Genomic DNA, 25,507 nt, shown 5'->3' on the forward strand with positions numbered 1-25,507 from the left:
ATCGGTCGGCCCGAGCCGATCGAACAGCAGGCCATATTCGGGGGGTCAGGCGGCCGCGGCCTCGGCCAGGCACTCGACGCGCCAGTTGGCGAACTCGGGATAGGTGAGGCCCTGGAGCAGTTGCAGGCCGGCCTCGCCATCGCGATACCAGCGGACCTTGGCGCCGCGCTGACCGATCCCGGCGAGCCGCACCGTCACTTCGGATCCGGCGAGCAGCGAGGTCGCGGTCCGTATCTTCATGCCCGCCTGCGAGATGTTGCGGATCGTCACGTCGATCAGTTCGCGCCCCGAAAGGAGCAGCCCCGGCATCGCGACATCGATGCGCGGCGGACGGATCCGGCCGAGCCGGTCATCGAACGAGCAATGGGCGAGCACTTCCGGCACGGAGATGGTAGCGCCGAAGCGCACGCCGATGGAATTGTCCCTCACCCACACCACAGTGCCGCTCACGCGATGCCCCGTCCGCATCTCGAACGTCACCGGCTCGTCAATCTGGAGCCGGCAATAGACTTCGGCGCGTAGGCCGGTATCGGAAATGTCGCGCAGGATGCACAGTTCCTCCGAGCGCTCGGTGCACAGCCTGGCGACCTGGAGCACGGTGGTGTGTCGCGCGGCGCGGCGGCGCTCGTGTGACTCCATCCCGTCATCGGGATCCAGGGCTTTCAACATTGCGCCGTTGGGACTGTTCATCATCTGCCTGCGCCGGAAAAGATGTGGGCTCGGATTCATTACGTAAGCGAACATCCCTTCCGGAAGGTTAAACGGCCGAATGTCTCCGTGAAGCTTGACCGCGCCGGGCGTCTGGCCGACAGGCGCGGCATCATGCGCACAGTCTCCGGCATCCAGCCCACGGGCAATCTTCACCTCGGCAATTATCTGGGCGCCATCCGCAATTGGGTGGTGATGCAGGATCGTCTCGGGGCGGAAGGCGGGGAATGCCTGTTCTTCCTGGCCGATCTCCACGCGATCAGCGAATATCAGGAGCCGAAGGCGTTCGCGCAGGGCATTCGCGAGATGGCGGCCGCGCTGATCGCCTGCGGCATCGATCCCGATCGCTCGATCCTGTTCCGCCAGCGCGCCGTGACCGGACATGCCCAGCTGCAATGGCTGCTGAACGCCACGGCGCGGGTCGGCTGGCTGAACCGGATGACCCAGTTCAAGGACAAGTCCGGCAAGAATCGCGAGGGCGCCAGCGTCGCGCTCTATACCTATCCGGTGCTGCAGGCGGCGGACGTGCTGCTGTATCAGGCCACCCACGTTCCGGTCGGCCAGGATCAGAAGCAGCATCTGGAGCTGGCGCGCGACATCGCGACCAAGTTCAACACCGATTATGGCGTGGAACTGTTCACCCTGCCCGAACCGATGATCCCGCCCGATGCGGCACGGATCATGAGCCTGCGTGACGGCAGCGCGAAGATGTCCAAATCCGATCCCTCGGATCAGGCGCGCATCAATCTGACGGACGATGCCGACACGATCGCCGCCAAGCTGCGCAAGGCGAAGACCGATCCCGAGCCGCTTCCTTCCGAGGCGGCAGGGCTCGAAGGTCGCCCGGAAGCTAAGAACCTCGTCGATATCTATGCCGCGCTCGCCGGGATCGATGTCGCGGCCGTGCTGGCGGAATATGGCGGCCAGGGCTTCGGGCGCTTCAAGCCCGCACTCGCCGATCTCGCCGTGTCGAAGCTCGCGCCGATTGCCGCGAGGCTTGTGGAGCTTCAGGGTGATCCGGCCGAGTTGGATCGCCTGCTCGCGAAGGGCGCGGAAAAGGCGCGGGCTCTGGCGGCCCCCACGCTTGCCGCCACCTATGAGGCGATGGGCCTGTAAGGCGACGCGACCGCGCGTGCCCGGCCTTCCACGGCTCCGGTCGCGAGGGAAGCGAAGCAATCTCCGGGAGAGGAGCCGGCTTGAGGGCAACTCTGCACGGATGGCGCGCCTTGCGCTGCCCCGTTCTTGCCGGGCCAGTCGCAGCGCCGCGCTTTACCTCGCCCCGTCGCATTCCCGCCACGTGGCCATTTCCACCCCGCTAAGCCGGCGATATCGTTACGGTCTCGGTATCGAGCGATGAGTCGAGCAACTCCGATGTTCGCACAACGTTCAATGTCGGTTCAGCCGCCTTATTTTAGGGATGGCCTGTCAAGTTCGGGATAAGTCCATGTCTGTCCGCCGTTCGCTCCTCGCCCTTGCCGCCCCCGTCGCCCTTCTGTCGCTCGGTGGTTGCGCCGCGCCGTTCCGCGCCGATGTCTCGCGTTTCCAGATGATGCCCGCACCGGAAGGGCAGACCTTCCTGATCCAGGCATCCGATCCGCAGATGCAGGGCGGGCTGGAATTCACCCATTACTCGCAGCTCATCGCCGCGCGCCTGATCCAGCAGGGCTATCATCAGGTGGCGGGCGGCAAGCCGACGCTGATCGTCAATCTCGATTATGGCGTCGACAATGGTCATGAGAAGGTCGTGACGACGCCCGGCTTCGGCTATGGCGGATATGGTGGCTGGGGCGGGCCATGGGGTTATGGCGGCTTCGGCGGCCCCTGGGGGGGTTATGGTGGCCGGGGCTTTTACGGCCGTGGCTGGGCCTATGGCTGGAACGATCCCTTCTGGTATCAGCCGTTCGGCTATCCCGAGGTCAACAGCTATACCTATTATGTCAGCCACCTCGTGATGCGCATCAACAATGCCGAGGATGGCAAGGTGCTGTTCGAAGGCCGCGCCCGTGCCCGCTCCGTGTCAGATAGCCTGCCGGTCGTCATTCCCAAGCTGATCGAGGCGATGTTCACCGGCTTTCCCGGCCGCTCGGGCGAGGATGTGCTCATCACCGTGCCGCCGGCCTCCAAGAGCGGTGGCACGGCTCCGGCCGGCGCCCACTGATCCGGATCCGCAACGCTTGGAAGAAGGGCGCCCCGGCTGCGGGGCGCCCTTTTTTTGTCGGTCAATCACCCGTTTTCGGGGTGAGCCCGCCCCCGTCGCGCCGGGACAAGCCCTTGCGCGACGGTCGGGGCGGTCGCCGGTCAGGCCGCCTTCTTCAGGTGACGCCGCCCCAGCAGTTCGGCGATCTGCACCGCGTTGAGCGCCGCGCCCTTGCGCAGATTGTCGCTCACGCACCAGAGCGCGAGGCCATTTTCCACGGTCGGATCCTCGCGCACGCGGCTCACATAGGTCGCATATTCGCCCACGCACTCGATCGGCGTCACGTATCCGCCGTCCTCGCGCTTGTCGACGAGCATGATGCCCGGCGCCTCGCGCAGGATGGATTGCGCCTTCCTGGCCGAAATCTCTTCCTGGAACTCGATGTTGATCGCTTCCGAATGGCCGACGAACACGGGCACGCGCACGCACGTCGCGGTCACCTTGATCTTCGGATCGAGGATTTTCTTGGTCTCGACGACCATCTTCCACTCTTCCTTGGTGTAGCCGTCATCAAGGAAGCTATCGATGTGGGGGATCACGTTGAAGGCTATCTGCTTGGTGAACTTCTTCGGTTCGGCCGGATCGCCGACGAAGATGTTGCGGCTCTGCTCGAACAGTTCGTCCATCCCCGCCTTGCCCGCGCCCGAGACGGACTGATAGGTCGAGACGACCACGCGCGTGATCTTCGCCTCGTCGTGCAGCGGCTTCAGCGCCACCACCATCTGCGCGGTCGAGCAGTTGGGGTTCGCGATGATGTTCTTCTTCCGATAGCCGTCGATCGCCTCCGGATTCACCTCCGGCACGATCAGCGGCACGTCCGGATCCATGCGGTAGAGCGAGCTGTTGTCGATCACGGTGCAGCCGGCGGCCGCCGCGATCGGGGCATATTTCTTCGTCGCCTCCGATCCGATGGCGAACAGGGCCATGTCCCAGCCTGCCCAGTCGAAATGCTCGATGTTGCGGATCTTGTAGCGGCGGCCGGTCTCGCCAAACTCGATCTCGTCGCCCTGGCTGCGCGCGGAGGCGAGCACGGCCAGCTCATCGATTGGAAATTCGCGCTCGGCGAGGATGTTGAGCATTTCGCGACCGACATTGCCGGTCGCGCCCGCGACGACGACACGATAACCCATGATGGAAGCTCCTTTGACGCGGGCGCCTTAGAGCCTGATCGCCGAATGGGAAAGCGCTGCCTCTCGCCTGATCCCACGCCTTCGCTGCGTGCAAAAAGCGAAACGCTCCCTATCCTGTACGAATAGGGCCTGACAGGATCGCCCGCCCGGCATAACGGCGAGCATCTCCAGCGACATGGCGGCGGGGAATCGTGAATTGACGCAACAGGATGCGGCCATACCATCGGTGGGGCTGGAGGGATGGCGCTTCGGCCTGGCGGTGGCCGCCATCAGCCTGGGCACAATGCTCACCATCATCGATGGCGCGATCGCCACCGTGACGCTGCCCACCATCTCGCGCGATCTGCACGTCGATTCCTCGTCCGCCGTGCTGGTCGTCACGGTTTACCAGCTCGTGCTGGTCATGGCGCTGCTGCCCTTCTCCGCTCTGGGCGACCGGATCGGGCTGAAGCGCCTCTATCAGGGCGGGCAGGTCGTCTTCACGATCGCCACCATCCTCTGCTTCTTCGCGCACAGCCTAGGCTTCCTGCTCGTTGTGCGCGCGCTTCAGGCGGCTGGGGCCGCGGCGGCGCTCTCCGTAATGGCGGCGATGATCCGCGTCATCTATCCGCCGAAGCATCTCGGCCGCGGGCTGGGGCTCAACAACATCATGGGCTCGGTCTCCGGGGCACTGGCGCCCTCCGCCGGCGGCCTCATCCTCGCGGTGGCGCCCTGGCCATGGGTGTTCGCCATGGCAGCTCCCTTCGCCATCCTGTCGCTCGCGCTCGGCCGCTGGGCGCTTCCGGACGTGCCGCCGCGCCAGACCGGCCCCTACAACCTCGCCGGCGCGATGCTGAACATGGCGACGTTCGGTCTCGTCATTTCCGGGCTGGAGGCGCTGGTGCACGGCAATTCGCCCGTCGTGAGCCTCGCCATCGTCGGCATCGGCCTGTTGTTCGGCGTCGCACTCGTCCTGCATGAGCGACATCAGGCGGCGCCGATCCTGCCGGTCGATCTGCTGTCACGCCCCGTGCTCGCCTTGTCGGTCACGGGCGCTTTCCTCGCGTTCAGCGCATCGCAGATGCTCATCCTTTCGCTGCCGTTCCGGCTCCAGCATGGCTACGGCCTCCAGCCCAGCGAGGTCGGCGCGATGCTCGCGCTCTGGCCGCTCACCACGATGATCGTCGCGCCGATCGCGGGCAGCCTGTCCGATCGCTATCCGGCCGGGCTGCTCGGCGGGATCGGCATGGTCATCGCCACCACGGCGCTGTGCCTGCTCGCCTTCCTGCCTGCGCACCCGGCCTATTTCGACGTGGCATGGCGCATGTCGCTGTGCGGCGCGGGCTTCGGCATGTTCCTTTCGCCCAATGCCCGGCTGATCGTGGGCTCCGCCCCGCGCGAGCGGGCCGCCTCGGCGGGTGGCCTCGTTTCCACCACCCGTCTCGTCGGGCAGACGATGGGGGCCACCGGCGTCGCCACCGTGCTGGCGCTCGGCTTTGCCACTTCGCACGTGCCGGCGATGCTGGCGGCGGGCCTCGCCATCGTGGCCGGCCTGTGCAGCATCGCGCGGTTGCGCCCCTCCGTCCGCAACCCGACAGGGCATGAAACGAATGCGGCCCAGCCCGGCGCGCACGGCGATGTCGGCGCCGCCTGACAAAAATCAGGGCGAAGACGCCGGTAACCAAATCCTTACGCGGTCCGGTATAAGAGTCCGGTCATGAGGGGTCGAAACGCACTTGATTGGAGCCGTGTATGCGCGTCGCCCTGGAAACCTCCGCCCCGGATCGGGCCGGACTGCTGACCTCGCTGGTCGCGGGAGAGGGCAGCGCCACGCATTCCTGGCTTCATTCCGCCGAACTGAACGCCGGCTCCGATGCGACTCGCAATCTTTCGGACATGCTGCATCTGCTGACGATGCTGCACGGCCCCCAGCCCGGCCTGATCGAGCTGGTCGCCGAACATAATATCTGGCCCGGCGGCGATGCCTGGCTGGCGGATGCCGCACGCGGCTTTGCCAACGAACGCGGCAATCTCGGCCAGCTGATCGTCGCGGCCGGCCCTGTACCGAGCACGCCCGGAGAGGCGGCGACGGTATCGGCGTTGCTCGCCCAGCGTCAGGCGATGGCGACGATTGCCCGGTCCGATCGATTCGGCTGCGCGATCGGCGCGGCCGTGGGCCTGCTGCACGATTGGCTGCCGATCCGCGCGACGATGGAAGCGGCGGCGGAACGGCTTAACGTGCCGTTCGCGCCCCTGCGCCTGCCAAGCGAGGACGATACCGCGCACATGCTGGCTTCCATGCCGGACAAGCCGCGACTGGAACGCACGCTGGTCTTCGGCGCGCGCCAGATCATGCTTCACCATCAGTGCCTGCTCGATCTGCTGGCGACGCGATCGAGCGCGCGGCTGGGCTGAAGCCCCCCATCTGCCCAGGCGTGCAAGGCCGCACGCAGCCTGATATCAGGGGAGCGGCTTCGATCCTCGGCCGGCGGAGGCGATCATAGGCGTGACGGGTATCGGCGGCTTCTTCTTCCGCGCGAAGGATCCCGACGGGCTTCGCGCATGGTATGCCCAACATCTCGGCGTGGGCTCGGCGCCCTATGGCGCGTGGGAAACGCACGCCGGCCCCAGCGTCTTCTCGCCCTTCCCCGCCGACAGCGACTATTTCACCGCCGATCGGGGCTGGATGCTCAATCTGCGCGTGGACGATCTCGATGCGCTGTGCGCCAGCCTCCGCGCGGCCGGGATCGAGATCATCACCGATCCCGAATGGGATATGCCGGGCGTCGGCCGCTTCGTCCGCCTCCACGATCCGGAGGGCAATCCACTGGAATTATGGCAGCCCGACGCCGCTGATTGAGCGGGTCACGCGCCCTTCCCGCCCGTCACTTGCCCGGCCGTGCCGGATCGATCGCGAAGCCCGGGGCTTCCATCGCCTCCGCCGTCTTGGTCCTGCGATCATAGAGGCACAGGAAGGTGCCGGTTGCGCCCTTCATGAAGCGCTGGGGATAGGTGCCGCGCACCAGCAGCGCCGTCCTGGCGCTCCTGTCCGAAAAATCCAGCGGAGCGGAAACCTCGGGCGTCCGCAGTCCGGCGGCCGCGATGCAGGCGCGCCGGGCCGCCAGATGCATGCCGCTCCATGCGGCGGGCGTTGAGGCCGTGGAGGCCGTGGCTGGCATCGCCGCCGCCAGCATCATGATCGTCAGCCTTTTCAAGCAACCCTCGCTTTCCTGTCGGGGGACCGGATCGTCCCGCCCGTCAGCGCGCGAGGCGCTCCGGTCGTTCCCGGAAAGCTGATCGGCAGGCCGCGCAGGCTGCGCACCGCCATATAGGCGAAACCCTCCGCCTCAGTCGCATCGCCATTCCAGCCGAGCGTCTCGATCGGCTCTGGCGCCAGACCGCACGCCTCCCCGATCATCGCCATCAGCGTGGGATTATGTCGTCCGCCACCCGCCACGATCATCCGCCGGGGCGCTTCCGGCAGCAGCCGCAGCGCCAGCGCCACCGTCTCGGCCGTGAAGCGCGTCAGCGTCGCCGCGCCATCCTCCAGCCCGAGGCCGATGGCGGCCCGATCGGTGAAGTCGTGGCGATCGAGGCTCTTGGGCGCGGGCAGCGCGAACCAGGGATTGTCGAGCATCGTCGCCAGCACGCCCCCGTCCACGCGCCCCGCCGCCGCCAGCGCGCCCCCCGCATCGAAGGGGGCGCCCGTGTCATTCTCCACCCACTGATTGACGAGGCCATTGGCCGGCCCCGTATCGAAGGCGATCAGTTCGTCGCCCCCGCCGATAAAGGTGAGATTGCCGACCCCGCCGAGATTCAGCACCGCCACGGGCTTCGGCAGGGCGGCGCACAAGGCGCGATGATAGACGGGCAGCAGCGGCGCGCCCTGGCCGCCGGCCGCCACGTCCGCGATGCGAAGCTGATCGACCACCGATATGCCCACACGCTCCGCCAGCGCGGCGCCGTCCCCGATCTGCCACGTCCAACCCCGATCCGGCCGGTGCGCGATCGTCTGGCCGTGAAAGCCCACCACGCCGATCGCGTCCGCCGAAAGGCCGGCCCGTTCCAGCAGGCGCTCCACCGCATCGGCATGGCGCGCCGTCAGCATCACTTCGGCGGTGCGGATCAGCCGATCCTCGGCTGGATGCTCCATCTCCAAAGCGCGCTGCACCGCGCGCCGAATAGCGGCGCGCTCCTCCGTCGAATAATCGTCGCCCACGAAGGCGATCGGGCGGACATGTCCGTGCCCGTCCGTCTCGATCAGCGCCGCATCCACCCCGTCGAGCGAGGTGCCAGACATCAATCCGATCGCCAGCATCTTTTCCATGCGGCGATCCTAGCCGGGCCGGCACATGCGCGCCAACCCCGTCCACCCCCGGCGAGCCCCGCTCGATGCGTGCCGCCGTGCTGGATGGACGCCGTATGCCGGGGCGGGGCGAGGCATCGCCCGCCCCGCCCCGGCATCATCCCGTCAGGCGAAGCGGACGCTCGCCCGCAGGCGGCGGCGCATCGTGCCACCCACCAGCCCGAACCCGCCGATGAACATCGCCCACGTCGCCGGCTCCGGCACGGCCGAAGGCCCGGCGCTGTAGGTAACATTGTCGAAGACGTAATAACCGCGAACGCCGTTGATCGTCACCTGATCCACAGCCCCGGCATAGCCCGACGCATAATAGCCGGCGGCAGCGCCCACATTCACCGTCGCCTTCACGATCCCGTCGAGAAGCAGATCATAGGTGAGATTGCCGACCGTCGACGTGGTCGCGAAATACATGCCCTCGAACGTGACCGAATCGGCGAACGAAAAGCTCATGGCTTCCGTGGTGGAGCCGCTGGAGAGGCGGTTCGCCAGCATCACGTTCGGCGAGGACCCTGCCGGATAGAAGCCGTTCCCGGTGGAATTCCAGATTCCGAACTGATCGGAATCCCAGCTTATCCCACCATAATTGGTCGGCACCGCCACCACGCCGGCACTGGCATTGACGTCATCGAAATTGACAATTGCGGCCTGTGTGGAGGCTGCCATCACCAAAGACACCGCCATCGCGACGGCACCGAACAGCGCCTTCCTGTTCACACCACGCAACATCATTTCAATCCCCCCTACTGACGAACACGGGAGAGCGCCTAACATTACGTTAATCTGTACGAAACAGGATTTTCAGTGCTCTGCACACTGTTAACCATCTTCTTTCCGGTGCAAGGGCGCACGGCTGCCGCCACAACCCGTCTGTGGCCTCGCCCGCCCTCTCCTGCTAGAGGCGCGCCGCCATGTCCCAATTCACGTCCGATCTCCTCCGCCTGCTCGACGAGCGCGGCTATATCCACCAGGTCACCGATCCCGCCGCGCTGGATGCGCTGGCGTCCCAGTCGATCGTGCCCGGCTATATCGGCTTCGATCCCACCGCGCCTTCGCTGCATGTGGGCTCGCTCGTTCAGATCATGCTGCTCCGCCGGATGCAGCAGACCGGCCACAAGCCGATCGTGCTGATGGGCGGCGGCACCGGCAAGATCGGCGACCCCAGCTTCAAGGACGAGGCGCGCAAGCTTCTGGCGGAAGACGGCATCGCCACCAACGTCGCCTCGATCAAGCGCATCTTCGAACGCTTCCTCACGTTCGGCGACGGGCCGACGGATGCGGTGATGGTCAACAATGCCGATTGGCTGGACAGGCTGGAATATATCCCCTTCCTGCGCGACGTGGGGCAGCATTTCTCGGTCAACCGGATGCTGAGCTTCGACAGCGTGAAGCTGCGCCTCGATCGCGAGCAATCGCTGAGCTTCCTCGAGTTCAACTACATGATTCTCCAGGCCTATGATTTCCTGGAATTGTCGCGCCGCGCCGGCTGCCGCCTGCAGATGGGCGGATCGGATCAGTGGGGCAATATCGTCAACGGCATCGAGCTGGCCCGCCGGATGGATCAGCGAGAGGTGTTTGGGGTCACCACTCCGCTCATCACCACGGCCGATGGCGGCAAGATGGGCAAGACGATGGCCGGCGCCGTCTGGCTGCACGAGGATCAGCTGCCGCACTTCGATTACTGGCAGTTCTGGCGCAACACCGACGATCGCGACGTGGGCCGCTTCCTGCGCCTGTTCACCGATCTGCCGCTGGACGAGATCGCCCGGCTGGAATCGCTGCAAGGGGCCGAGATCAACGAGGCGAAGAAGGTGCTGGCGGACGAGGCGACGGCCATGTGCCGTGGCAGGGGCGCGGCCTCCGTCGCCGCCGCCACCGCGCGCGCCACGTTCGAGGAAGGCGGCGCCGGAGATGCGCTGCCCAGGCTCTCCGTGCCGTCCGGTTCGATCGGCATCGTCCAGGCGCTCACCGTGCTCGGTCTCGCCGGATCGAACGGCGAGGCGCGCCGCAAGATCGCCGAGGGCGCCGTGCGCCTGAACGATCTGCCGATCAGGGACGAGAAGTTCGAGATCCAGTTGGAGGCCGATGTGAACGTGAAGATCAGCCTCGGCAAGAAGCGCCACGCTTTGCTGACGCGCTGATCGGGAGCCCACGATGATCATCGACGGCATTCCCAACTTCAAGACGATCGTCCGCGAGGTCTGGAAGCCGCTCGTCGGTCTGGTCGTGTGGGATGTGGCCGTCACCGGCTTCTATATCGTTTCGCCTTTCAAGGCGCCGTCCCTGCCGCTCACCCTGTTCGGCTCGGCGCTGGCGCTGTTCCTCGGTTTTCGCAGCAATTCCGCCTATCAGCGCTGGTGGGAAGGCCGGGGCCTGTGGGGCTCGCTCATCAATGCCTCGCGCAATCTTGCGCGCAATGCTGTGGCGTTTCTCGGCCGCAATGATCCGCGCGCGCGCGCCATCATCCTCCAGCAGATCGCCTATGTGCATGCCCTGCGCTGCCAGCTGCGCAGGCAGCCGCTGGACGAAAAGGTTCGCGCTTTCCTTCCCGATGCCGAGACCACCGCGCTGCTGGAAACGCAGAATCCGGCAAACAGCCTGCTGGAGGATATCGGGTGCCGCGTGGCCGCCGCCTTCAAGGAAGGCAGCATCGATACGATCCAGCAGACGCATCTCGACGCGATCCTGATCGATATCGCCAATGCGCAGGGCGGCATGGAGCGGATCAAGAATACGCCGCTCCCCAACCAGTATCGCTTCATGCCGGCGCTCTTCACGCGCCTTTTCTGCCTGCTGCTCCCGATCGGGCTGGTCGAGACGCTGGGTTATGTGACGCCCATCGGATCGACGGTGGCCAGCCTGATGTTCCTCGCCGTGTTCGCGATCGGGCAGGACCTGACCGATCCCTTCGCCAACAGCGTCCACGATCTCCCACTCTCGGCCATGTCACGCACGATCGAGGCCAATCTGCTGCAATCGCTGGGCGAACCGGCGCCTCCCCCACTTCAGCCGGAGCAGGGCATATTGTGGTGAGGCCCCATGCGGCGGGAGTTTCCCGCCGGTGGAACTCCTCCACCGACGGTCCATTGACGCGCTGATGCTGCGTGCCCTGCCCCTCGCGCTGGCCGATCTTGCCCAGCCTCCGATCGTCGCGATCCTCATCCGCTCGCTGATCGTCACCGTGCTGATCTTCGCCATGCTCGGCATTGCCACCGTCTGGGCGCTGGACGGCAGCGATCCCTGTGGGATGCTCGGCCTGCAAAGTTGCCGCATGGGCCTGTCGGCAAGCGGCCTCGGCGCCCTGATCCTTACGGCACTGGGCATATGGCTGCTCTTCCCGGCCGTCGCGCTCGGCGTGATCGCGGCCTATTCGGATCGCGTGGTCAAAGCGGTCGAAGCGATCCATTATCCGTCCGCGGCGGCGGCCGCGCAGCCGGGCGGAGCGGGCCGCGCAATCATGCTCGGCCTGCGATCGACGGCGCGGCTGCTGCTGTACAACCTGCTGGCGCTGCCCTTCTATCTGCTGCTGCTCATCACCGGGATCGGCCCGATCATCCTGTTCGTGATCGCGAACGGCCTGGCCCTGGGACGTGATTTCGGGGAGATGGTCGCCGCCCGCCATGGTGTGCCGGCGTGGCGCCGCGCGTGGCTGCGCTCCACCCGGATCGAGCGCGGGGCGATCGGCATCATCATCACCGCCGTATTCCTGCTGCCGATCGTCAATCTCGTCGCGCCGCTCCTCGGCGCGACGATGACGACGCACCTCTTCCATCAGCGCGACGAGGACGAGCTTACCAAAGCACCCCGTTGACCGGCTGAAGCGGCTCGGGCGCCTTGTCCCCGATCGCCTGCAGCAGATCGATCTCGATCGTACGGCAGATCGCGCTCAGCGGCACGTCGTGCACCGTATTGGCGAAGGGATCGACCAGATCGTCGGCAATACGCAAAGCGACCAGAAACATAAGGCCCGCCACCGTCGATCCGATCGGCGTCGCGATCCCCAGCGTCTCGACCAGCCCGATCGGGAGCAGCAGGCAGAAGAGACGGGTGAAGAATTCGGGGAAGAAACGGAAGCCGTTCGGCAGCGGCGTATTCTTGATCCGCTCCATGCCGCCCTGGGCATTGGCGATATCGATCAGCAGGCTTTCGATGCGCGATTGCTGGATCGAATCGATATAGCCCTTGCGCTGGGCATCGGCGATCCGCCGGCCCGTGCCATCGAGCAGGCCGTTGGCGACGTTCGTGCGCCCCAGCCCCTCCTGGCCCTCTTCCGGGTTCAGCAGGCGCAGCACGTCCGGCGCCGGATCCTGCCGGCGCAGCTGGCAGCGCAGCGCGTGGACATAAGCGATCTGCCGCAGCACGATCGTGCGCCGCAGATCGCGCAATTCGGCCGCATCGCCGGCAAGAAAAGCGGTGGAGGCGCGCGCAAGGCTGCGCGAGGCATTGACCATCGCCCCCCACAGAATGCGCCCTTCCCACCAGCGGGCATAAGCGGATGTGTCGCGAAAGCCGAGGAACAGCGCCAGCGCGGTTCCAAACAGGGTGAGCGGCAGGGCCGGCGCCTTGAAGGGCATCATGAAATAGAAAGCGGTGACCGCCACATCCCAGAAGAACAGGACGCCAAGAACCTTCCAGACATCACCGACGATCTGGCGAATGCGCGGCATGCGGCGGCGGATCATGGAATTCTGGCCAACGTTGGAAAGGAAGGGGATGGCGACGCGGCCCAGCGGGCGCGCGGTGCTACGCTCGATTGGAAGGTCAACGCTCATCACTAGCCTCGTCCAGGGGAATTTCGGGTGCGGCCGGCTCATCGGCCGGCGCGTCTCCGTCTGCTTCGGCGATCATGCCGTGCGCGACGGAACAGAGGCCCAGCAGCGCGATCATCATCGCCGCGCGGGCTGCCGCGATCATCGTCTGTGGCGTCTCGCTTGCATGCGCCGCGAACATCAGCGCGATGCCCACGAAGAGCGCACTGGCCGCGAGCATGGATCGCCAGTGCAGGCGTCGGGCGGCAGACATAAGCATACGTAACTCCGGCCTGGATCTTGGCCGCAGGGCCATTCCGGGCACCTGCGGCGGGCAAAGCCGCCCGGAAGGAACGGCAGGCTATCTCTCCCGATGGACCGCTCTTCCGACAGCCTCGCGCCGGAAGATTGTGCATCGCAGCGCGGGCGCCAAGCCCGACACATGCCGAGGCAATCATTCATGCATCGTCGGAAATCTGCGGAAATATAGAAGAGGCCGGAGCCACGAGGCAGCAACGCAACCGCACTGCAACGTGACAAAACATGGCCGAAGCCTCAGCCGGAGTGGAGCAATCCCACGGCCGCGTCCCTCTCGAACAGGTAGAGCGCGATCCGCGCCGCCTGTCCGCGCGGCCCCTCCAGACCCCCGTCCCGGTCGACAAGCAGGCAGGCATCATCCGTCGCCGTTTCGATGAGCGACTGGACATGATCGGGCGAAGCCAACCGGAACGCCGCCTCGCCCGACTGGCGCGTGCCGAGGATTTCCCCGGCCCCGCGCAGGATCAGGTCCTCCTCCGCGATCCGGAAGCCATCATTGCTCTCGCGCAGCAGGGCGAGGCGCGCGCGCGCCGTCTCCCCCAGTTGTACGCCCCGCATCAGGATGCAGACCGAGCGCCCCTCGCCCCGGCCCACCCGCCCCCGCAGCTGGTGAAGCTGGGCGAGGCCAAAGCGATCGGCATGCTCGATAATCATCAAGGTGGAATTGGGCACGTCCACGCCCACCTCGATCACCGTGGTGGCGACGAGCACGCCGAGGCGGCCGCTCGCGAACGCCTCCATCACCTGATCCTTTTCCGGGCCTTTCATCCGGCCATGGATCAGGCCCACGGCATCGCCGAACCGCGCCTTCAGCGCGATCGCCCGGCTCTCGGCGGCGGCGAGATCGCCCGCCTCGCTTTCTTCCACCAGCGGGCACACCCAATAGGCCTGCCCCCCGGCGGCGAGATGGCGGCCGAGCCCGTCGACCACCTCGCCCAGCCGCTCCTCGGAAATCACCCGCGTTTCGATCGGCTGGCGGCCCGGCGGCCGCTCGTCCAGCCGGCTCACGTCCATCTCGCCATATTGGCTCAGCGTCAGGGTGCGCGGGATGGGTGTCGCCGTCATCGCCAGCAGATGCGGCGGCCTCCCCGCCTTCTGCGTCAGCAGCATGCGCTGGGCGACGCCGAAGCGATGCTGCTCGTCGATCACGACGAGGCCAAGCTGCCGGTAGGTGACGGCCTCCTGGAAGATGGCATGGGTGCCGACGAGAATGTCGATCGATCCGTCCGCAAGGCCCATCATCGTCGCCTCGCGCGCCTTGCCCTTGTCGCGCCCGGTGAGCACCGCGACATTCACGGCAAGCCCGCCCAGCAGCCGCGACAATGTCTCGAAATGCTGGCGGGCGAGGATTTCGGTCGGCGCGAGCATCGCCGCCTGCGCGCCCGCCTCCACCGCGACCAGCATCGCCATCAGCGCGACCAGCGTCTTGCCCGCGCCGACATCGCCCTGAAGCAGCCGCAGCATCGGCGCCGCCTGCGCGAGATCGCCCTCTATCTCCGCGATCGAACGCGCCTGCGCCCCGGTGGGCGCGTAAGGAAGCTTCAGCGCATCGCGCAGCCGCCCGTCACCCGCCAACGGCACGCCCCTCCGCCGTCGCGAACTGGCGCGGACGAGCATCAGGGCCAGCTGATTGGCGAACAGTTCGTCATAGGCCAGCCGATCCCGCGCCTTGCGATCGGAAGGATCGGCATGGATGCGGAGCACCGCCTCGCGCCAGCTCGGCCATGCCTGCCGCGCGAGCAGGCTGGGCTCGATCCATTCCGGCAGATCGGGCGCGCGCTCGATCGCGGCCTGGATCAGCCCGGCGAGCTTGCGCGCCGTCAGCCCCTCCGACAGGGGATAGACGGCCTCGCGCGCCGGCAGCGCCTTGGCTTCCTCCGGCGCCATCACGTCCGGATGGACGATCTGGAGCCACTGATCGTAGCGATCCAGCTTTCCGCTGATCGCGCGCGGCTCGCCCAGCGGCAGCAGCTTCCTCGCATAGCCCGAGCCGCCGCCGAAGAAGACGAGCGCCACCATGTTGCCACCCGCATCCGCCGCGATCACGCGCGCCGGCGCGCGCGCCGATCCCCCGAGGCGATAGTCGGTCGGCGTCACCACGGTGGTCACGATCTGGCCCACATCGCCCTCGTCCAGCTTGGTGACCGTCTTCCGGTCGATCCAGCCGGTGGGCATATGGAACAGCAGATCGCGCACCCGCGTAAGCCCGAGCCGCGACAGCGGCCTGGCGAGCGCCGGTCCGACGCCTTTCACGGCCTCGATTTCGGTGAAGAGCGGGTGAAGTATGTCCGGCCGCAAGCGAGCCCGCGCCTATCCGGTCAGTCCGTCAGCCAGACGAGATCGAAGCGATTGCCCTTCCAGATCGCGACCCCGTCCGATGCCTCGCGAAAGCCGAAGGCCAGTTCATTGCCCTTCAGCGAGACGCGCGGCCGATCGCATCGCGTGCCGTTCGCGCCATAGCCCTTGCCGCATGCCGTGGCGAAATCGCCGCCCTGCGCAGTGCCGAGATAGAAATTGGCGGGATCGGTGAGCGACATCAGCACCAGCGGCTTGCCCAGTGCGGCGCCGCGCCGGATCATGAGCCGATAGCCTTCCGTCGCCTTCACCACCTGGGCGGTGTCACGCTTGCCGTCATGATCGAAATCGCCCGTCACCGACGGGAGCGAAGCGAGCGACAGGGACAAGGCGAGAAACGGTATCATGGGCATGCCCGGACGATATGTGGCCGGCGGGATTTCTACGCCGCCCCCTCTTCGAGCGCAACCGCCAGAGAGGCGCGGCGCCATTGTTTCCGGCCGACGATCCTCCTAGATGCCGCTCCCTCCCCTTTCGACCGGCGCCTCCGCGAGGCTGCCGGCCATGCCGCATTGGATGAAGATGGATCGCGACACCCGCCTCAAGCGCCTTCGTTTCCGCGCCTGGCATCGCGGCACCAAGGAAGCCGATCTGATGATCGGCGGCTTCTACGATCATTGCGCGCACGCATGGAGCGACGCCGAGATCGAATGGTTCGAGGCGTTCCTCGAGGAGCAGGACGTGGACATCATGGCCTGGGCGATGAAGGTGCAGGAGATTCCCGCGCGCTGGCAGGGGCCGATGATGGAGCGTCTCTGCCGGCTCGATTTCGTGAAGATCGAGGAATGATGCGCGCATTCCCGGCGCCCATCCGCCCGAGCCTGTCGAAGAACGGGCCTGTTGCGGCTCGTTTGCGGTACGCCCTTCCAGTTCGACCGGGACAGGCCGGGCCGCGCACGGCGGGCATCTTCCTTCGATGACCGATCTCGCCCGCATCCTGAAGGCCGGCGAGGTGCTGACGCTGGCCGGCGTCCCCACAGGTTTCCTGCCCTGGCTGATGGCCGATATCGCGCGCGCCACGGCGAAGAACGGCAAGGGCGGCCGTGCCATCTTCGTCGCGGCCGACGAAACCGGCATGCGCGCCGTGGCGGATGCCGCGCGCTTCTTCGCGCCTGAAGTGGAGACGATCAGCTTCCCGGCCTGGGATTGCCTTCCCTATGATCGCGCCTCGCCGTCGCTCCGGGCCACATCGGAGCGGCTGGCAGCGCTGCACGCGCTCCAGCGCAAGGCCACAGGCCCCCAGCTCCTCGTCACCACCGCCAATGCCATCACCCAGCGCACGCTGACGCCGTTTCGTATCCGCCAGTTCGCCGCCACGCTCGCCCCCGGAGAGCGGATCGATCGTGATGCGCTGGCCGAGCTGCTCCAGGCCAACGGCTATGTCCGCACCGATACCGTCCACGAAGCGGGCGAATATGCGGTGCGCGGCGGGTTGGTCGATCTCTTTCCTTCAGGCGAAAGCCTCGCGTTGCGCCTCGATTTCTTCGGAGACGAGATCGAAAGCCTGCGCCAGTTCTCGCCGGACGATCAGCGCACCACCGCGAAGATCGAGGGCTTCACCCTGCTGCCCGCCTCCGAGGCGCTGCTGGATGCGGAGAGCATCAAGCGCTTCCGCACCCGCTATCGCGAGAAGTTCGGCGCGAACGCCACCGGCGATCCGCTCTATCAGGCCGTATCGGAAGGGCGACGCCTCGCCGGCATGGAGCATTGGCTGCCCCTGTTCGAGGAGCGGCTCGTTCCGCTGTTCGATCATCTCTCGCCCGATGATCTGATCGTACGGGATCATGGCGCGGACGGCGCGGCCGAGGCTCGCTTCGACGCGATCACCGACTATCACGAAAATCGCGTCCGGGCGCTGAAGGCCGATCCAGGCAGCTATCGCCCGCTGGCGCCGTCCGATCTCTATCTGATGCAGCGCGAATGGGGCGATATCGTCGCGGATCGCCCGATCCACCTCGTCACGCCCTTCCATGAGCCGGACAGCGATCGGGTGATCGATTTCGGCGTCGATCCCGCGCGCGATTTCGCGCCGGAGCGCGCGCAGAACGCGAACGTCTATGAGGCGGTGGTCGAGCATCTCGGCAAGCTCGCCATGACGAAGCGCAAGGTCGTGCTGGCGAGCTATTCCGTGGGCGCGCGCGAGCGGCTCAAGGGCCTGCTCGAGGATCATGGTCTGGAAGCGGCGATGTTCGCGGAGGATTGGCAGGATGCGCTGGGCCGCGCCTTCCGGCCCGGCACCACCGCGCTTGCCGTGCTGCCGCTGGATCACGGCTTCACCACGCCCGATGTCGCCCTGCTGACCGAGCAGGACATGCTGGGCGACCGGCTGGTCCGTCGCCAGAAGCGCCGCAAGTCCGCCGATGCCTTCCTGGCCGAACTGGCGACGCTCTCGCCCGGCGATCTCGTCGTCCATGCCGATCACGGCATCGGCCGATATGAGGGGCTGACGCAGATCCCCGTTTCGAAGGTGCCGCATGATTGCGTGGCGCTTTCCTATGCGGGCGGCGACAAGCTCTACGTTCCCGTCGAAAATCTCGAAGTCCTCTCGCGTTATGGCGCGGAGGACGGCGCCGCGCTCGACAAGCTGGGCGGCGAGGCCTGGCAGCGCCGCAAGGCGAAGATGAAGGAACGCATCCGCGAGATTGCGGGTGAACTCATCGCCACCGCCGCAATGCGCGCGCTGCGCGCGGCCGACGTCGCGGTGGCGGATGCCTCCTACAATGCCTTCGTCGATCGTTTCCCCTATCAGGAGACGGACGATCAGGATCGCGCCATCGGCGATGCGCTCGACGATCTTGGCGCCGGCAAGCCGATGGACCGGCTCGTCTGCGGTGACGTTGGCTTCGGCAAGACAGAGGTGGCTTTGCGCGCGGCCTTCGTGGCGGCGATGGCGGGCATGCAGGTCGCGGTCGTCTGCCCGACCACATTGCTCGCGCGCCAGCATTTCACCAATTTCGAGGAGCGCTTCCGCGGCTTCCCGATCCAGATCGGCCGCCTCTCCCGCCTCGTCGGCGCGCCCGAGGCGAAGCGGACGAAGGACGGCCTTGCGGACGGCACGGTCGATATCGTCATCGGCACGCACGCCATCCTCGCCAAGGGGATCGAATTCAAGCGGCTCGGCCTCGTCATCGTGGACGAGGAGCAGCGCTTCGGCGTCACGCACAAGGAACGACTGAAGGCGCTCAAGACGGACGTGCATCAGCTTACGCTCACCGCCACCCCCATCCCGCGCACCTTGCAGATGGCGATGTCCGGCCTGCGCGAGCTTTCCGTGATCCAGACGCCGCCGGTCGATCGCCTCGCCGTTCGCACCTATGTGGCGCCATGGGATCCGGTCGTCATCCGGGAGGCTCTGCTGCGTGAACATTATCGCGGCGGCCAGAGCTTCTTCATCGCCCCGCGCGTGGCGGACCTGCCCGATATCGAGGAATTCCTGCGCAAGGAGGTGCCCGAGGTCCGCTATGTCGTCGCCCACGGCCAGATGGCGGCCGGGGAAGTGGAAGAGCGGATGTCCGCCTTCTACGACAAGAAATTCGAGGTGCTCGTCTCCACCACGATCATCGAGAGCGGACTGGATATTCCCTCCGCGAACACGATGATCGTGCATCGCGCGGATCGCTTCGGCCTCGCCCAGCTCTATCAGATCCGGGGCCGCGTCGGCCGGTCCAAGACGCGCGCCTACGCCTATCTCACGACACCGCCCAACCGGCAGATCACGGAGACGGCGGAGAAGCGCCTCCACATCCTCTCGAACCTCGATACGCTGGGCGCCGGCTTCCAGCTCGCCAGCCACGATCTCGACATTCGCGGCGCCGGCAATCTGCTGGGCGACGAGCAATCGGGCCACATCAAGGAAGTGGGCTTCGAACTTTACCAGTCGATGCTGGAGGAGGCCATCGTCGAGGCCAAGGCCGGCGGCCTTGCAGAAGCCGCGCGCAACCGCGAATTCTCGCCGCAGATCAGCGTCGATGCGCCGATCATGATCCCGGACGAATATGTGCCCGATCTCGATCTGCGCATGGGCCTCTATCGCCGCCTCAACGAACTGGATGACAAGGCCGGGATCGAAGCGTTCGCGGCGGAGATGATCGATCGCTTCGGCCCCCTGCCCGATGCGACCAGGAATCTGCTGATCGTGATCGAAACCAAGCTGAACTGCCGGAAGGCCTGCATCGCCAAGCTGGATGTCGGCCCCCGCGGCGCGCTCGTCACCTTCTTCGAGGATCATTTCCCCGATCTCGAAGGGCTGATCGCTTATGTGCAGCGGCTCAAGGGCACGGCGAAGCTTCGGCCGGACAGCAAGCTGGTGATCCAGCGCGAATGGCCGAACGCGGAAGGGCGCCTCAACGGCGCGTTGCAGCTTTCGCGGGGCCTCGCCAAGATACTCGCCTGACGAACATCCGGCGGGAGACGGAAGATGGTGCTGCGGGCGACGAAGCGGTGGGCATTTCGCCAGCGGCTGGCCGAAGCCCCAGCACCGCCCCTCCCGGGCGTCGAGCAAGCGCCTGCCAGGTCACGGGAAAATCCGCTGCGCCTGCACCATTTCGGCACCGGGCAGATGCTGACGGCGGAGGATCTGAACCGCTTCGTCGATGCCCTTCTCGCCATCGAGGACCGTCTCGCCGCCATCGAGACTCGGCTGGACGGCCTTTCCTGACGAAGTCACACCCGTTTCTCTGGCGCAGGCGGCGCAATTGGGTTAGCCTTCCCCGGCGCGCGAATGCCGCCCGCCAGGGCCATTCCGGCCTTTTTTCCGCCCGCCGCGCCGTTATGCTTCGCCAAACGGCCGCAACGATTCACCTTACGAAACGATCCTAGTCGTTTGTAACGGAAATCGATGGATCGGCACGAAAAATGTTGGAAAGCCCGCTCCACCGCTCGCTTCATCGGGAAAATTAGCCGGGAACCGCAAGCTGATTCCCGTTACCATCAGGTTACGGAAGGGGGCCGCGTCAGCGACGGTTTCCGCCGTGGGACTGCCCTTCGGGGCGGAGGGGATATCGAAAAGGCACGGACTGTCCTGACGGAGGATATGATGTCGCGCGCATTGCAGAAACCATGCAGCCACGCCGCGCCTCCCGTCCGGCGCGGGCCTGCCCATGGCATGTCGCGATCGACGCTGGCCTGATTGCGATGAGCCGCCCCGCTTTTTCGATCCTCTCGCATCGTCTGGCGGCGGCCGATCCCTTTTCCCGTAATTTCGAAATTCCCTGTCGCGTGGCTGTCGGAAGCGGCCGTGCGAATGGATGTGGGTCCGGCCTTTTGCGGCGGCCGGCCAGGAAGGACGTGTCGCCGGTCTTTTGATGATTTCGTCTGCCGGATCGGCCGGAAGCGCCTGCGAAGGCGCGGAAATGCCGGTTCTTGATCAACAACCTTGTGGGGGGTTCGCATGATGAGGAAGGCAAAGTCACTTATGTGGATGCCGCTGGCCATCGGCCTCGCGGCGAGCCTTGCCGGCTGCGGAAAGGGCGGCGGAGGTGGCAACGCCACCACCGCCAGCGCAGAAAGCACCGGGCCGAAGCTCGGTATCCGCCCCTATGGCGACGAAACGACCAAGATCGACATGTCGAAGATCAAGAATCCCGACATCAAGAAGGTCTTCGATTATATCGACGGCCATATCGACGATCATGTCGTCAACCTTCAGAAGTGGATCCAACAGCCTTCGATTTCGAATACTGGCGAAGGTATTCAGGAATCGGCCGAAATGGTGAAGGGTTTCTGGGATCAGCTCGGCTGCCAGAAGACCCAGGTCTATGATGTCGGCAAGACCAAGTGGGGCCAGCAGGGCAATCCTGTCGTCTATGCCAAGTGCGACGAGGGCGCGGACAAGACGCTCGTCGTCTACTGGATGTACGATACGATGCCGGTCACCCAGCCGGATCTGTGGAAGGCCCCGCCCTTCGAGGGCCGCCTTGTCGAACAGGCTCCCTACAAGAAGGTGCTGATCGGCCGTGGCGCCACCAATTCCAAGGGTCCGCAGATGACCATGTGGAATGCGCTGATGTCGATCAAGGCGGTGACGGGCAAGCTGCCGGTCAACCTGATCGTCGTCGCCGAGGGCGACGAGGAGCGCATGTCGATGGGCTATAACAAGTTCGTCACCACGCATCAGGATCTGTTCAAGGGTGCCGACGCGATGTGGGGCGGTGGCGGCTCGGAAGGCTGCGTGTTCGTCGAGCTGAAGACGAGCGGCAAGAGCTGGGGTCGCGGCCCGGTCTATTCAGACATTCACGGCGGCAACAAGCGTTCGGTGGACGCGCCGGCCTGGCGCCATATCCAGATGCTCTCGAAGCTCGTCTCCGAGGATGGCAACAAGGTGCTGATCCCCGGCTTCTACGATAATATCGTGCCGCCAACGGCGGAAGAGGAAGCCACGCTCCGCAAGACCGCCGAAACCTATGATCTGAAGCGCGCCGCACAGAATCTGGGCGTCGCCCGCTTCATCTCGGATGATCCCTATACCCAGCTGAAGATGGCGCGCCTCGGCACGTCGATGAACCTGGATGGTATCTGGGGCGGCAACATGTTCGCCGGCGGATCGGGCGCGATCCTGCCCAACCAGATCATCTCGAAGCACAATTTCCGCTACGTGCCCAACATGACGGGACCGGACATCGTCAACAAGCTGCGCAAATATCTGGATCAGCTTGGCTACAAGGATGTCGAGATCAACGTCGTCGGCGACGTGCCGTGGGCCAAGCGCAATACTGACAATGATTTCGCCAAGTCGAACGCCTATACGGGTGAAATCTTCGGCATGTCGGCCAAGCCCACCAGCGCCAATGACAGCATCATGCTGGCCGGCGGTGGCGGCGGTTACTGGCCCGCTTATCTCTTCTCGGGCCAGGAAACGAACATCGACATTCCGATCAGCGCGGTGCGCGGCGGCGGCGGCGGCAACAGCCATGCCGCCAACGAATGGTTCGTGATCGAGGGCGCCGGCAAGACGATGGGCATGGCCGGTGCCGAAAAGATCATCGTCACGGCTCTCTACAACTGGGCCGGCCTCAACGGGCCGATCCCGACCAGAACAGCAAAACCGGCCGGCGCCGGCGGCGGAGAATGACCCCTCTCATGGAAAAGACCTCACGCATGAAAATGATCGCAAAGGTCGCCAGCACTGCGGCTCTCGCACTCGCCCTCGTCGCCTGCGGCAAGAGCGGCGGCGGCAGCGGCAACACGACGACGACCGCCGAAAATACCGGCCCGAAGCTCGGCATCCGCCCTTCGGGTGACGAGACGGTCGGTCCTGACATGTCGAAGATCAAGAATCCCGATCTTCCCAAGGTGTTCGATTATATAGACAAGCATATCGACGAGCATGTCGTGAATCTGCAAAAGTGGATTCAGCAACCTTCGATTTCGAATACTGGCGAAGGTATTCAGGAATCGGCCGAAATGGTGAAGGGTTTCTTCGATCAGCTCGGCTGCCAGAAGACCCAGGTCTATGACGTCGGCAAGACGAAATATGGTACGCAGGGCAACCCGGTGGTCTATGCCAAGTGTGACGAGGGCGCGAAGAAGACGCTCATCGTCTACTGGCAATATGATACGATGCCGGTCACCCAGCCGGACCTCTGGAAGGCCCCTCCCTTCGAGGGCCGCATCGTCGAGCAGGCCCCGTTCAAGAAGGTGCTGATCGGGCGCGGCGCCGTGAACTCCAAGGGCGGCGAGATGACCTTCCTCAATGCGGTCATGTCCATCAAGGCCGTCACCGGCAAGCTGCCCGTGAACATCATCTTCGTGGCCGAGGGCGACGAGGAGCGCATGGACATCGGCCTCAACAAGTTCATGACCGAGCATATGGATCTGTTCGCGGGTGCCGATGGTGTCTGGGGCGGCGGCGGCTCGGAAGGCTGCGTGTTCGTCGAGTTGAAGACGAGCGGCAAGAGTTGGGGTCGCGGCCCTGTCTATTCGGACATCCATGGCGGCAACAAGCGTTCGGTGGATGCCCCCGCCTGGCGCCACATCCAGATGCTGTCGAAGCTCGTCTCCGAGGATGGCAACAAGGTGCTGATCCCCGGCAACAGCCCCGAAACCGAAGCCGCGCTCCACAAGCAGGCCGAGAATTACGATCTGAAGCGCGCCGCACAGAATCTGGGCGTCGCCCGCTTCATCTCGGATGATCCCTATACCCAGCTGAAGATGGCCCGCACCGGCACGTCGATGAACCTCGACGGCATCTGGGGCGGCAACATGTTTGCCGGCGGCTCCGGCGCGATCCTGCCCAATCAGATCATTTCCAAGCACAATTTCCGTTACATGCCCAACATGAAGGGCCCGGATATCGTCAAGAAGCTGCGCAAATATCTCGATCAGCTGGGCTACAAGGATGTCGAGATCAATCTGGTCGGTGACGTGCCGTGGGCGATCCGCGATCGCAACAACGATCAGGCCCGCGCCATGACCTATGCGCAGGAAATCTTCACCAAGCCGCTGACGCCCGGCGGCACCGGCGCCTATTGGCCCGCCTATCTCTTCTCGGGCATCGAGACGAACATCGATCTTCCGATCGCGGCCGTGCGCGGCGGCACCGGCGGCAACGCGCACGCCGCCAACGAATGGTATGTCATCGAGGGCGCCGGCAAGCAGTTTGGCATGGCCACCGCCGAAAAACTCGTGGCGACAGCGCTTTACCAATATGCGGGCCTGAATGGCCCGATCATCCCGGCGCCAGCAAAACCCGGCGCCACTGACGGAGGGGCATCCGGCTCGTGAAGAAAGCACTTTCACTCGTTTCGATCATGACGCTGTCGCTGGCGCTCGTCGCCTGCGGCAAGAGCGGCGGCAGCGGCAATGCGACCACCACGGCCGAAAATACCGGCCCAAAGCTCGGCATCCGCCCTTCGGGTGACGAGACGGTCGGACCCGACATGTCGAAGATCAAGAATCCCGATCTTCCCAAGGTGTTCGATTATATCGACAAGCATATCGACGAGCATGTCGTGAATCTGCAAAAGTGGATTCAACAACCGTCGATTTCGAATACCGGCGAAGGTATTCAGGAATCCGCCGAAATGGTGAAGGGCTTCTTCGATCAGCTCGGCTGCCAGAAGACCCAGGTCTATGACGTCGGCAAGACGAAATATGGTACGCAGGGCAACCCCGTCGTCTATGCCAAGTGTGACGAGGGCGCGAAGAAGACCCTGATCGTCTACTGGCAGTATGATACGATGCCGGTGACCCAGCCGGATCTGTGGAAAGCCCCGCCCTTCGAAGGCCGCCTCGTGGAGCAGGCCCCGTTCAAGAAGGTCCTGATCGGTCGCGGCGCGACCAACTCCAAGGGCCCGGAGATGACCTTCCTCAACGCAGTCATGTCGATCAAGGCCGTCACCGGCAAGCTGCCCGTGAACATCATCTTCGTGGCCGAAGGCGACGAGGAGCGCATGGACATCGGCCTCAACAAGTTCATGACCGAGCATATGGATCTGTTCAAGGGCGCCGATGGCGTCTGGGGTCCGGGCGGCTCGGAAGGCTGCGTGTTCGTCGAGCTGAAGACGAGCGGCAAGAGCTGGGGTCGAGGTCCTGTCTATTCGGACATTCACGGCGGCAACAAGCGTTCGGTGGATGCCCCCGCCTGGCGCCACATCCAGATGCTGTCGAAGCTCGTCTCCGAGGATGGCAACAAGGTGCTGATCCCCGGCAGAAGGCGGCCGAGCGTCTCGGCATCGCGCGCTTCATCTCGGATGATCCCTACACACAGCTGAAG

Annotated in this window: 23 protein-coding genes; 14 read left to right on the plus strand and 9 right to left on the minus strand. The window is 65.3% G+C overall.

All coding sequences use genetic code 11. The annotated features are described in order from the left end of the window. Window positions 1-45: 45 nt before the first annotated feature. The gene (locus DI605_RS15540; protein ID WP_293975706.1) at window positions 46-693 is read right to left on the minus strand and encodes a PilZ domain-containing protein; all 648 of its coding nucleotides are present in this window, start codon (window positions 691-693) and stop codon (window positions 46-48) included. Between the two features lie 129 nt (window positions 694-822). Between DI605_RS15540 and trpS the strand changes: the two genes are divergently transcribed. Both trpS and DI605_RS15550 read left to right on the plus strand, forming a co-directional pair. Further along, window positions 823-1,824, plus strand: a complete 1,002-nt coding sequence (trpS, locus tag DI605_RS15545; protein WP_293975708.1) for a tryptophan--tRNA ligase — start codon at window positions 823-825, stop codon at window positions 1,822-1,824. A 328-nt stretch (window positions 1,825-2,152) separates the two neighbouring features. Continuing rightward, complete coding sequence (locus DI605_RS15550) at window positions 2,153-2,866, plus strand: DUF4136 domain-containing protein (RefSeq protein ID WP_293975710.1); 714 nt, start codon at window positions 2,153-2,155, stop codon at window positions 2,864-2,866. A 140-nt stretch (window positions 2,867-3,006) separates the two neighbouring features. On the opposite strand, the gene DI605_RS15555 is transcribed toward DI605_RS15550, so the two are convergent. Beyond that, on the minus strand, window positions 3,007-4,035 hold the full coding sequence (locus tag DI605_RS15555; RefSeq protein WP_293975712.1) for an aspartate-semialdehyde dehydrogenase: 1,029 nt from the start codon (window positions 4,033-4,035) through the stop codon (window positions 3,007-3,009). Between the two features lie 196 nt (window positions 4,036-4,231). Here DI605_RS15555 and DI605_RS15560 point away from each other — a divergent pair, with 196 nt between their 5' ends. The 3 genes from DI605_RS15560 (at window position 4,232) to DI605_RS15570 (ending at window position 6,874) form a co-directional block, all read left to right on the plus strand. Next, window positions 4,232-5,668 carry an MFS transporter gene (locus DI605_RS15560; RefSeq protein WP_293975714.1) on the plus strand — a complete coding sequence of 479 codons (1,437 nt, stop codon included), beginning with the start codon at window positions 4,232-4,234 and terminating at the stop codon, window positions 5,666-5,668. A gap of 98 nt (window positions 5,669-5,766) precedes the next feature. Continuing rightward, on the plus strand, window positions 5,767-6,429 hold the full coding sequence (locus DI605_RS15565; protein ID WP_293975716.1) for a hypothetical protein: 663 nt from the start codon (window positions 5,767-5,769) through the stop codon (window positions 6,427-6,429). Window positions 6,430-6,514: 85 nt separating this feature from the next. Continuing rightward, window positions 6,515-6,874: a VOC family protein gene (locus tag DI605_RS15570; protein WP_293976025.1), complete on the plus strand. Its 360-nt coding sequence runs from the start codon at window positions 6,515-6,517 to the stop codon at window positions 6,872-6,874. A 25-nt stretch (window positions 6,875-6,899) separates the two neighbouring features. On the opposite strand, the gene DI605_RS15575 is transcribed toward DI605_RS15570, so the two are convergent. From DI605_RS15575 to DI605_RS15585, 3 genes are all read right to left on the minus strand, one after another. Continuing rightward, window positions 6,900-7,229: a hypothetical protein gene (locus DI605_RS15575; RefSeq protein ID WP_293975719.1), complete on the minus strand. Its 330-nt coding sequence runs from the start codon at window positions 7,227-7,229 to the stop codon at window positions 6,900-6,902. Further along, window positions 7,226-8,332, minus strand: a complete 1,107-nt coding sequence (locus DI605_RS15580) for an anhydro-N-acetylmuramic acid kinase (protein WP_293976027.1) — start codon at window positions 8,330-8,332, stop codon at window positions 7,226-7,228. Before DI605_RS15580 ends, DI605_RS15575 begins: the two co-directional genes overlap by 4 nt. A gap of 153 nt (window positions 8,333-8,485) precedes the next feature. Next, window positions 8,486-9,106, minus strand: a complete 621-nt coding sequence (locus DI605_RS15585; protein ID WP_293975721.1) for a PEPxxWA-CTERM sorting domain-containing protein — start codon at window positions 9,104-9,106, stop codon at window positions 8,486-8,488. 179 nt (window positions 9,107-9,285) lie between these two features. On the opposite strand from DI605_RS15585, the gene tyrS reads away from it, so the two are divergent. Genes tyrS through DI605_RS15600 form a run of 3 tightly spaced genes read left to right on the plus strand, consistent with a single transcriptional unit; the run spans window position 9,286 to window position 12,185 of the window. After that, a complete protein-coding gene (gene tyrS, locus DI605_RS15590; RefSeq protein ID WP_293975723.1) occupies window positions 9,286-10,515 on the plus strand; it encodes a tyrosine--tRNA ligase in 1,230 nt (409 codons plus the stop codon). A 13-nt stretch (window positions 10,516-10,528) separates the two neighbouring features. Then, the gene (locus tag DI605_RS15595; RefSeq protein ID WP_293975738.1) at window positions 10,529-11,407 is read left to right on the plus strand and encodes a bestrophin family protein; all 879 of its coding nucleotides are present in this window, start codon (window positions 10,529-10,531) and stop codon (window positions 11,405-11,407) included. 28 nt (window positions 11,408-11,435) lie between these two features. Next, window positions 11,436-12,185 (plus strand): EI24 domain-containing protein, encoded by a 750-nt coding sequence (locus DI605_RS15600; protein WP_293975740.1) that lies wholly within the window; start codon window positions 11,436-11,438, stop codon window positions 12,183-12,185. Here the strand turns inward: DI605_RS15600 and DI605_RS15605 are convergent. The 4 genes from DI605_RS15605 to DI605_RS15620 all read right to left on the minus strand — a co-directional run bounded on the left by DI605_RS15605 (window position 12,166) and on the right by DI605_RS15620 (window position 16,148). Beyond that, on the minus strand, window positions 12,166-13,056 hold the full coding sequence (locus tag DI605_RS15605; RefSeq protein ID WP_293976028.1) for a bestrophin family protein: 891 nt from the start codon (window positions 13,054-13,056) through the stop codon (window positions 12,166-12,168). The genes DI605_RS15600 and DI605_RS15605 overlap by 20 nt on opposite strands. Window positions 13,057-13,135: 79 nt before the next feature. Continuing rightward, window positions 13,136-13,402, minus strand: a complete 267-nt coding sequence (locus DI605_RS15610) for a hypothetical protein (protein WP_293975742.1) — start codon at window positions 13,400-13,402, stop codon at window positions 13,136-13,138. Between the two features lie 275 nt (window positions 13,403-13,677). Next, on the minus strand, window positions 13,678-15,738 hold the full coding sequence (gene recG, locus DI605_RS15615) for an ATP-dependent DNA helicase RecG (RefSeq protein ID WP_293975744.1): 2,061 nt from the start codon (window positions 15,736-15,738) through the stop codon (window positions 13,678-13,680). A 20-nt stretch (window positions 15,739-15,758) separates the two neighbouring features. Then, entirely contained in the window at window positions 15,759-16,148 is a 390-nt protein-coding gene (locus tag DI605_RS15620; RefSeq protein ID WP_293975746.1) for a hypothetical protein, read from the minus strand. 169 nt (window positions 16,149-16,317) lie between these two features. On the opposite strand from DI605_RS15620, the gene DI605_RS15625 reads away from it, so the two are divergent. The 6 genes from DI605_RS15625 (at window position 16,318) to DI605_RS15650 (ending at window position 25,505) form a co-directional block, all read left to right on the plus strand. Next, on the plus strand, window positions 16,318-16,584 hold the full coding sequence (locus tag DI605_RS15625; protein ID WP_293976029.1) for a succinate dehydrogenase assembly factor 2: 267 nt from the start codon (window positions 16,318-16,320) through the stop codon (window positions 16,582-16,584). A gap of 127 nt (window positions 16,585-16,711) precedes the next feature. Further along, on the plus strand, window positions 16,712-20,188 hold the full coding sequence (gene mfd / locus DI605_RS15630) for a transcription-repair coupling factor (protein WP_293975748.1): 3,477 nt from the start codon (window positions 16,712-16,714) through the stop codon (window positions 20,186-20,188). A 24-nt stretch (window positions 20,189-20,212) separates the two neighbouring features. Further along, on the plus strand, window positions 20,213-20,452 hold the full coding sequence (locus DI605_RS15635) for a hypothetical protein (RefSeq protein WP_293975750.1): 240 nt from the start codon (window positions 20,213-20,215) through the stop codon (window positions 20,450-20,452). Window positions 20,453-21,184: 732 nt separating this feature from the next. After that, complete coding sequence (locus tag DI605_RS15640) at window positions 21,185-22,864, plus strand: M20/M25/M40 family metallo-hydrolase (protein ID WP_293975752.1); 1,680 nt, start codon at window positions 21,185-21,187, stop codon at window positions 22,862-22,864. Window positions 22,865-22,890: 26 nt separating this feature from the next. Then, window positions 22,891-24,516: a M20/M25/M40 family metallo-hydrolase gene (locus tag DI605_RS15645; protein ID WP_293975754.1), complete on the plus strand. Its 1,626-nt coding sequence runs from the start codon at window positions 22,891-22,893 to the stop codon at window positions 24,514-24,516. Continuing rightward, entirely contained in the window at window positions 24,513-25,505 is a 993-nt protein-coding gene (locus tag DI605_RS15650; RefSeq protein WP_293975756.1) for a M20/M25/M40 family metallo-hydrolase, read from the plus strand. The genes DI605_RS15645 and DI605_RS15650 overlap by 4 nt, the downstream gene beginning before the upstream one ends. The last annotated feature ends 2 nt before the right edge of the window (window positions 25,506-25,507 follow it).

The sequence above is a fragment of the Sphingomonas sp. genome, assembly GCF_003248515.1.
GTDB lineage: Bacteria > Pseudomonadota > Alphaproteobacteria > Sphingomonadales > Sphingomonadaceae > Sphingomonas_I.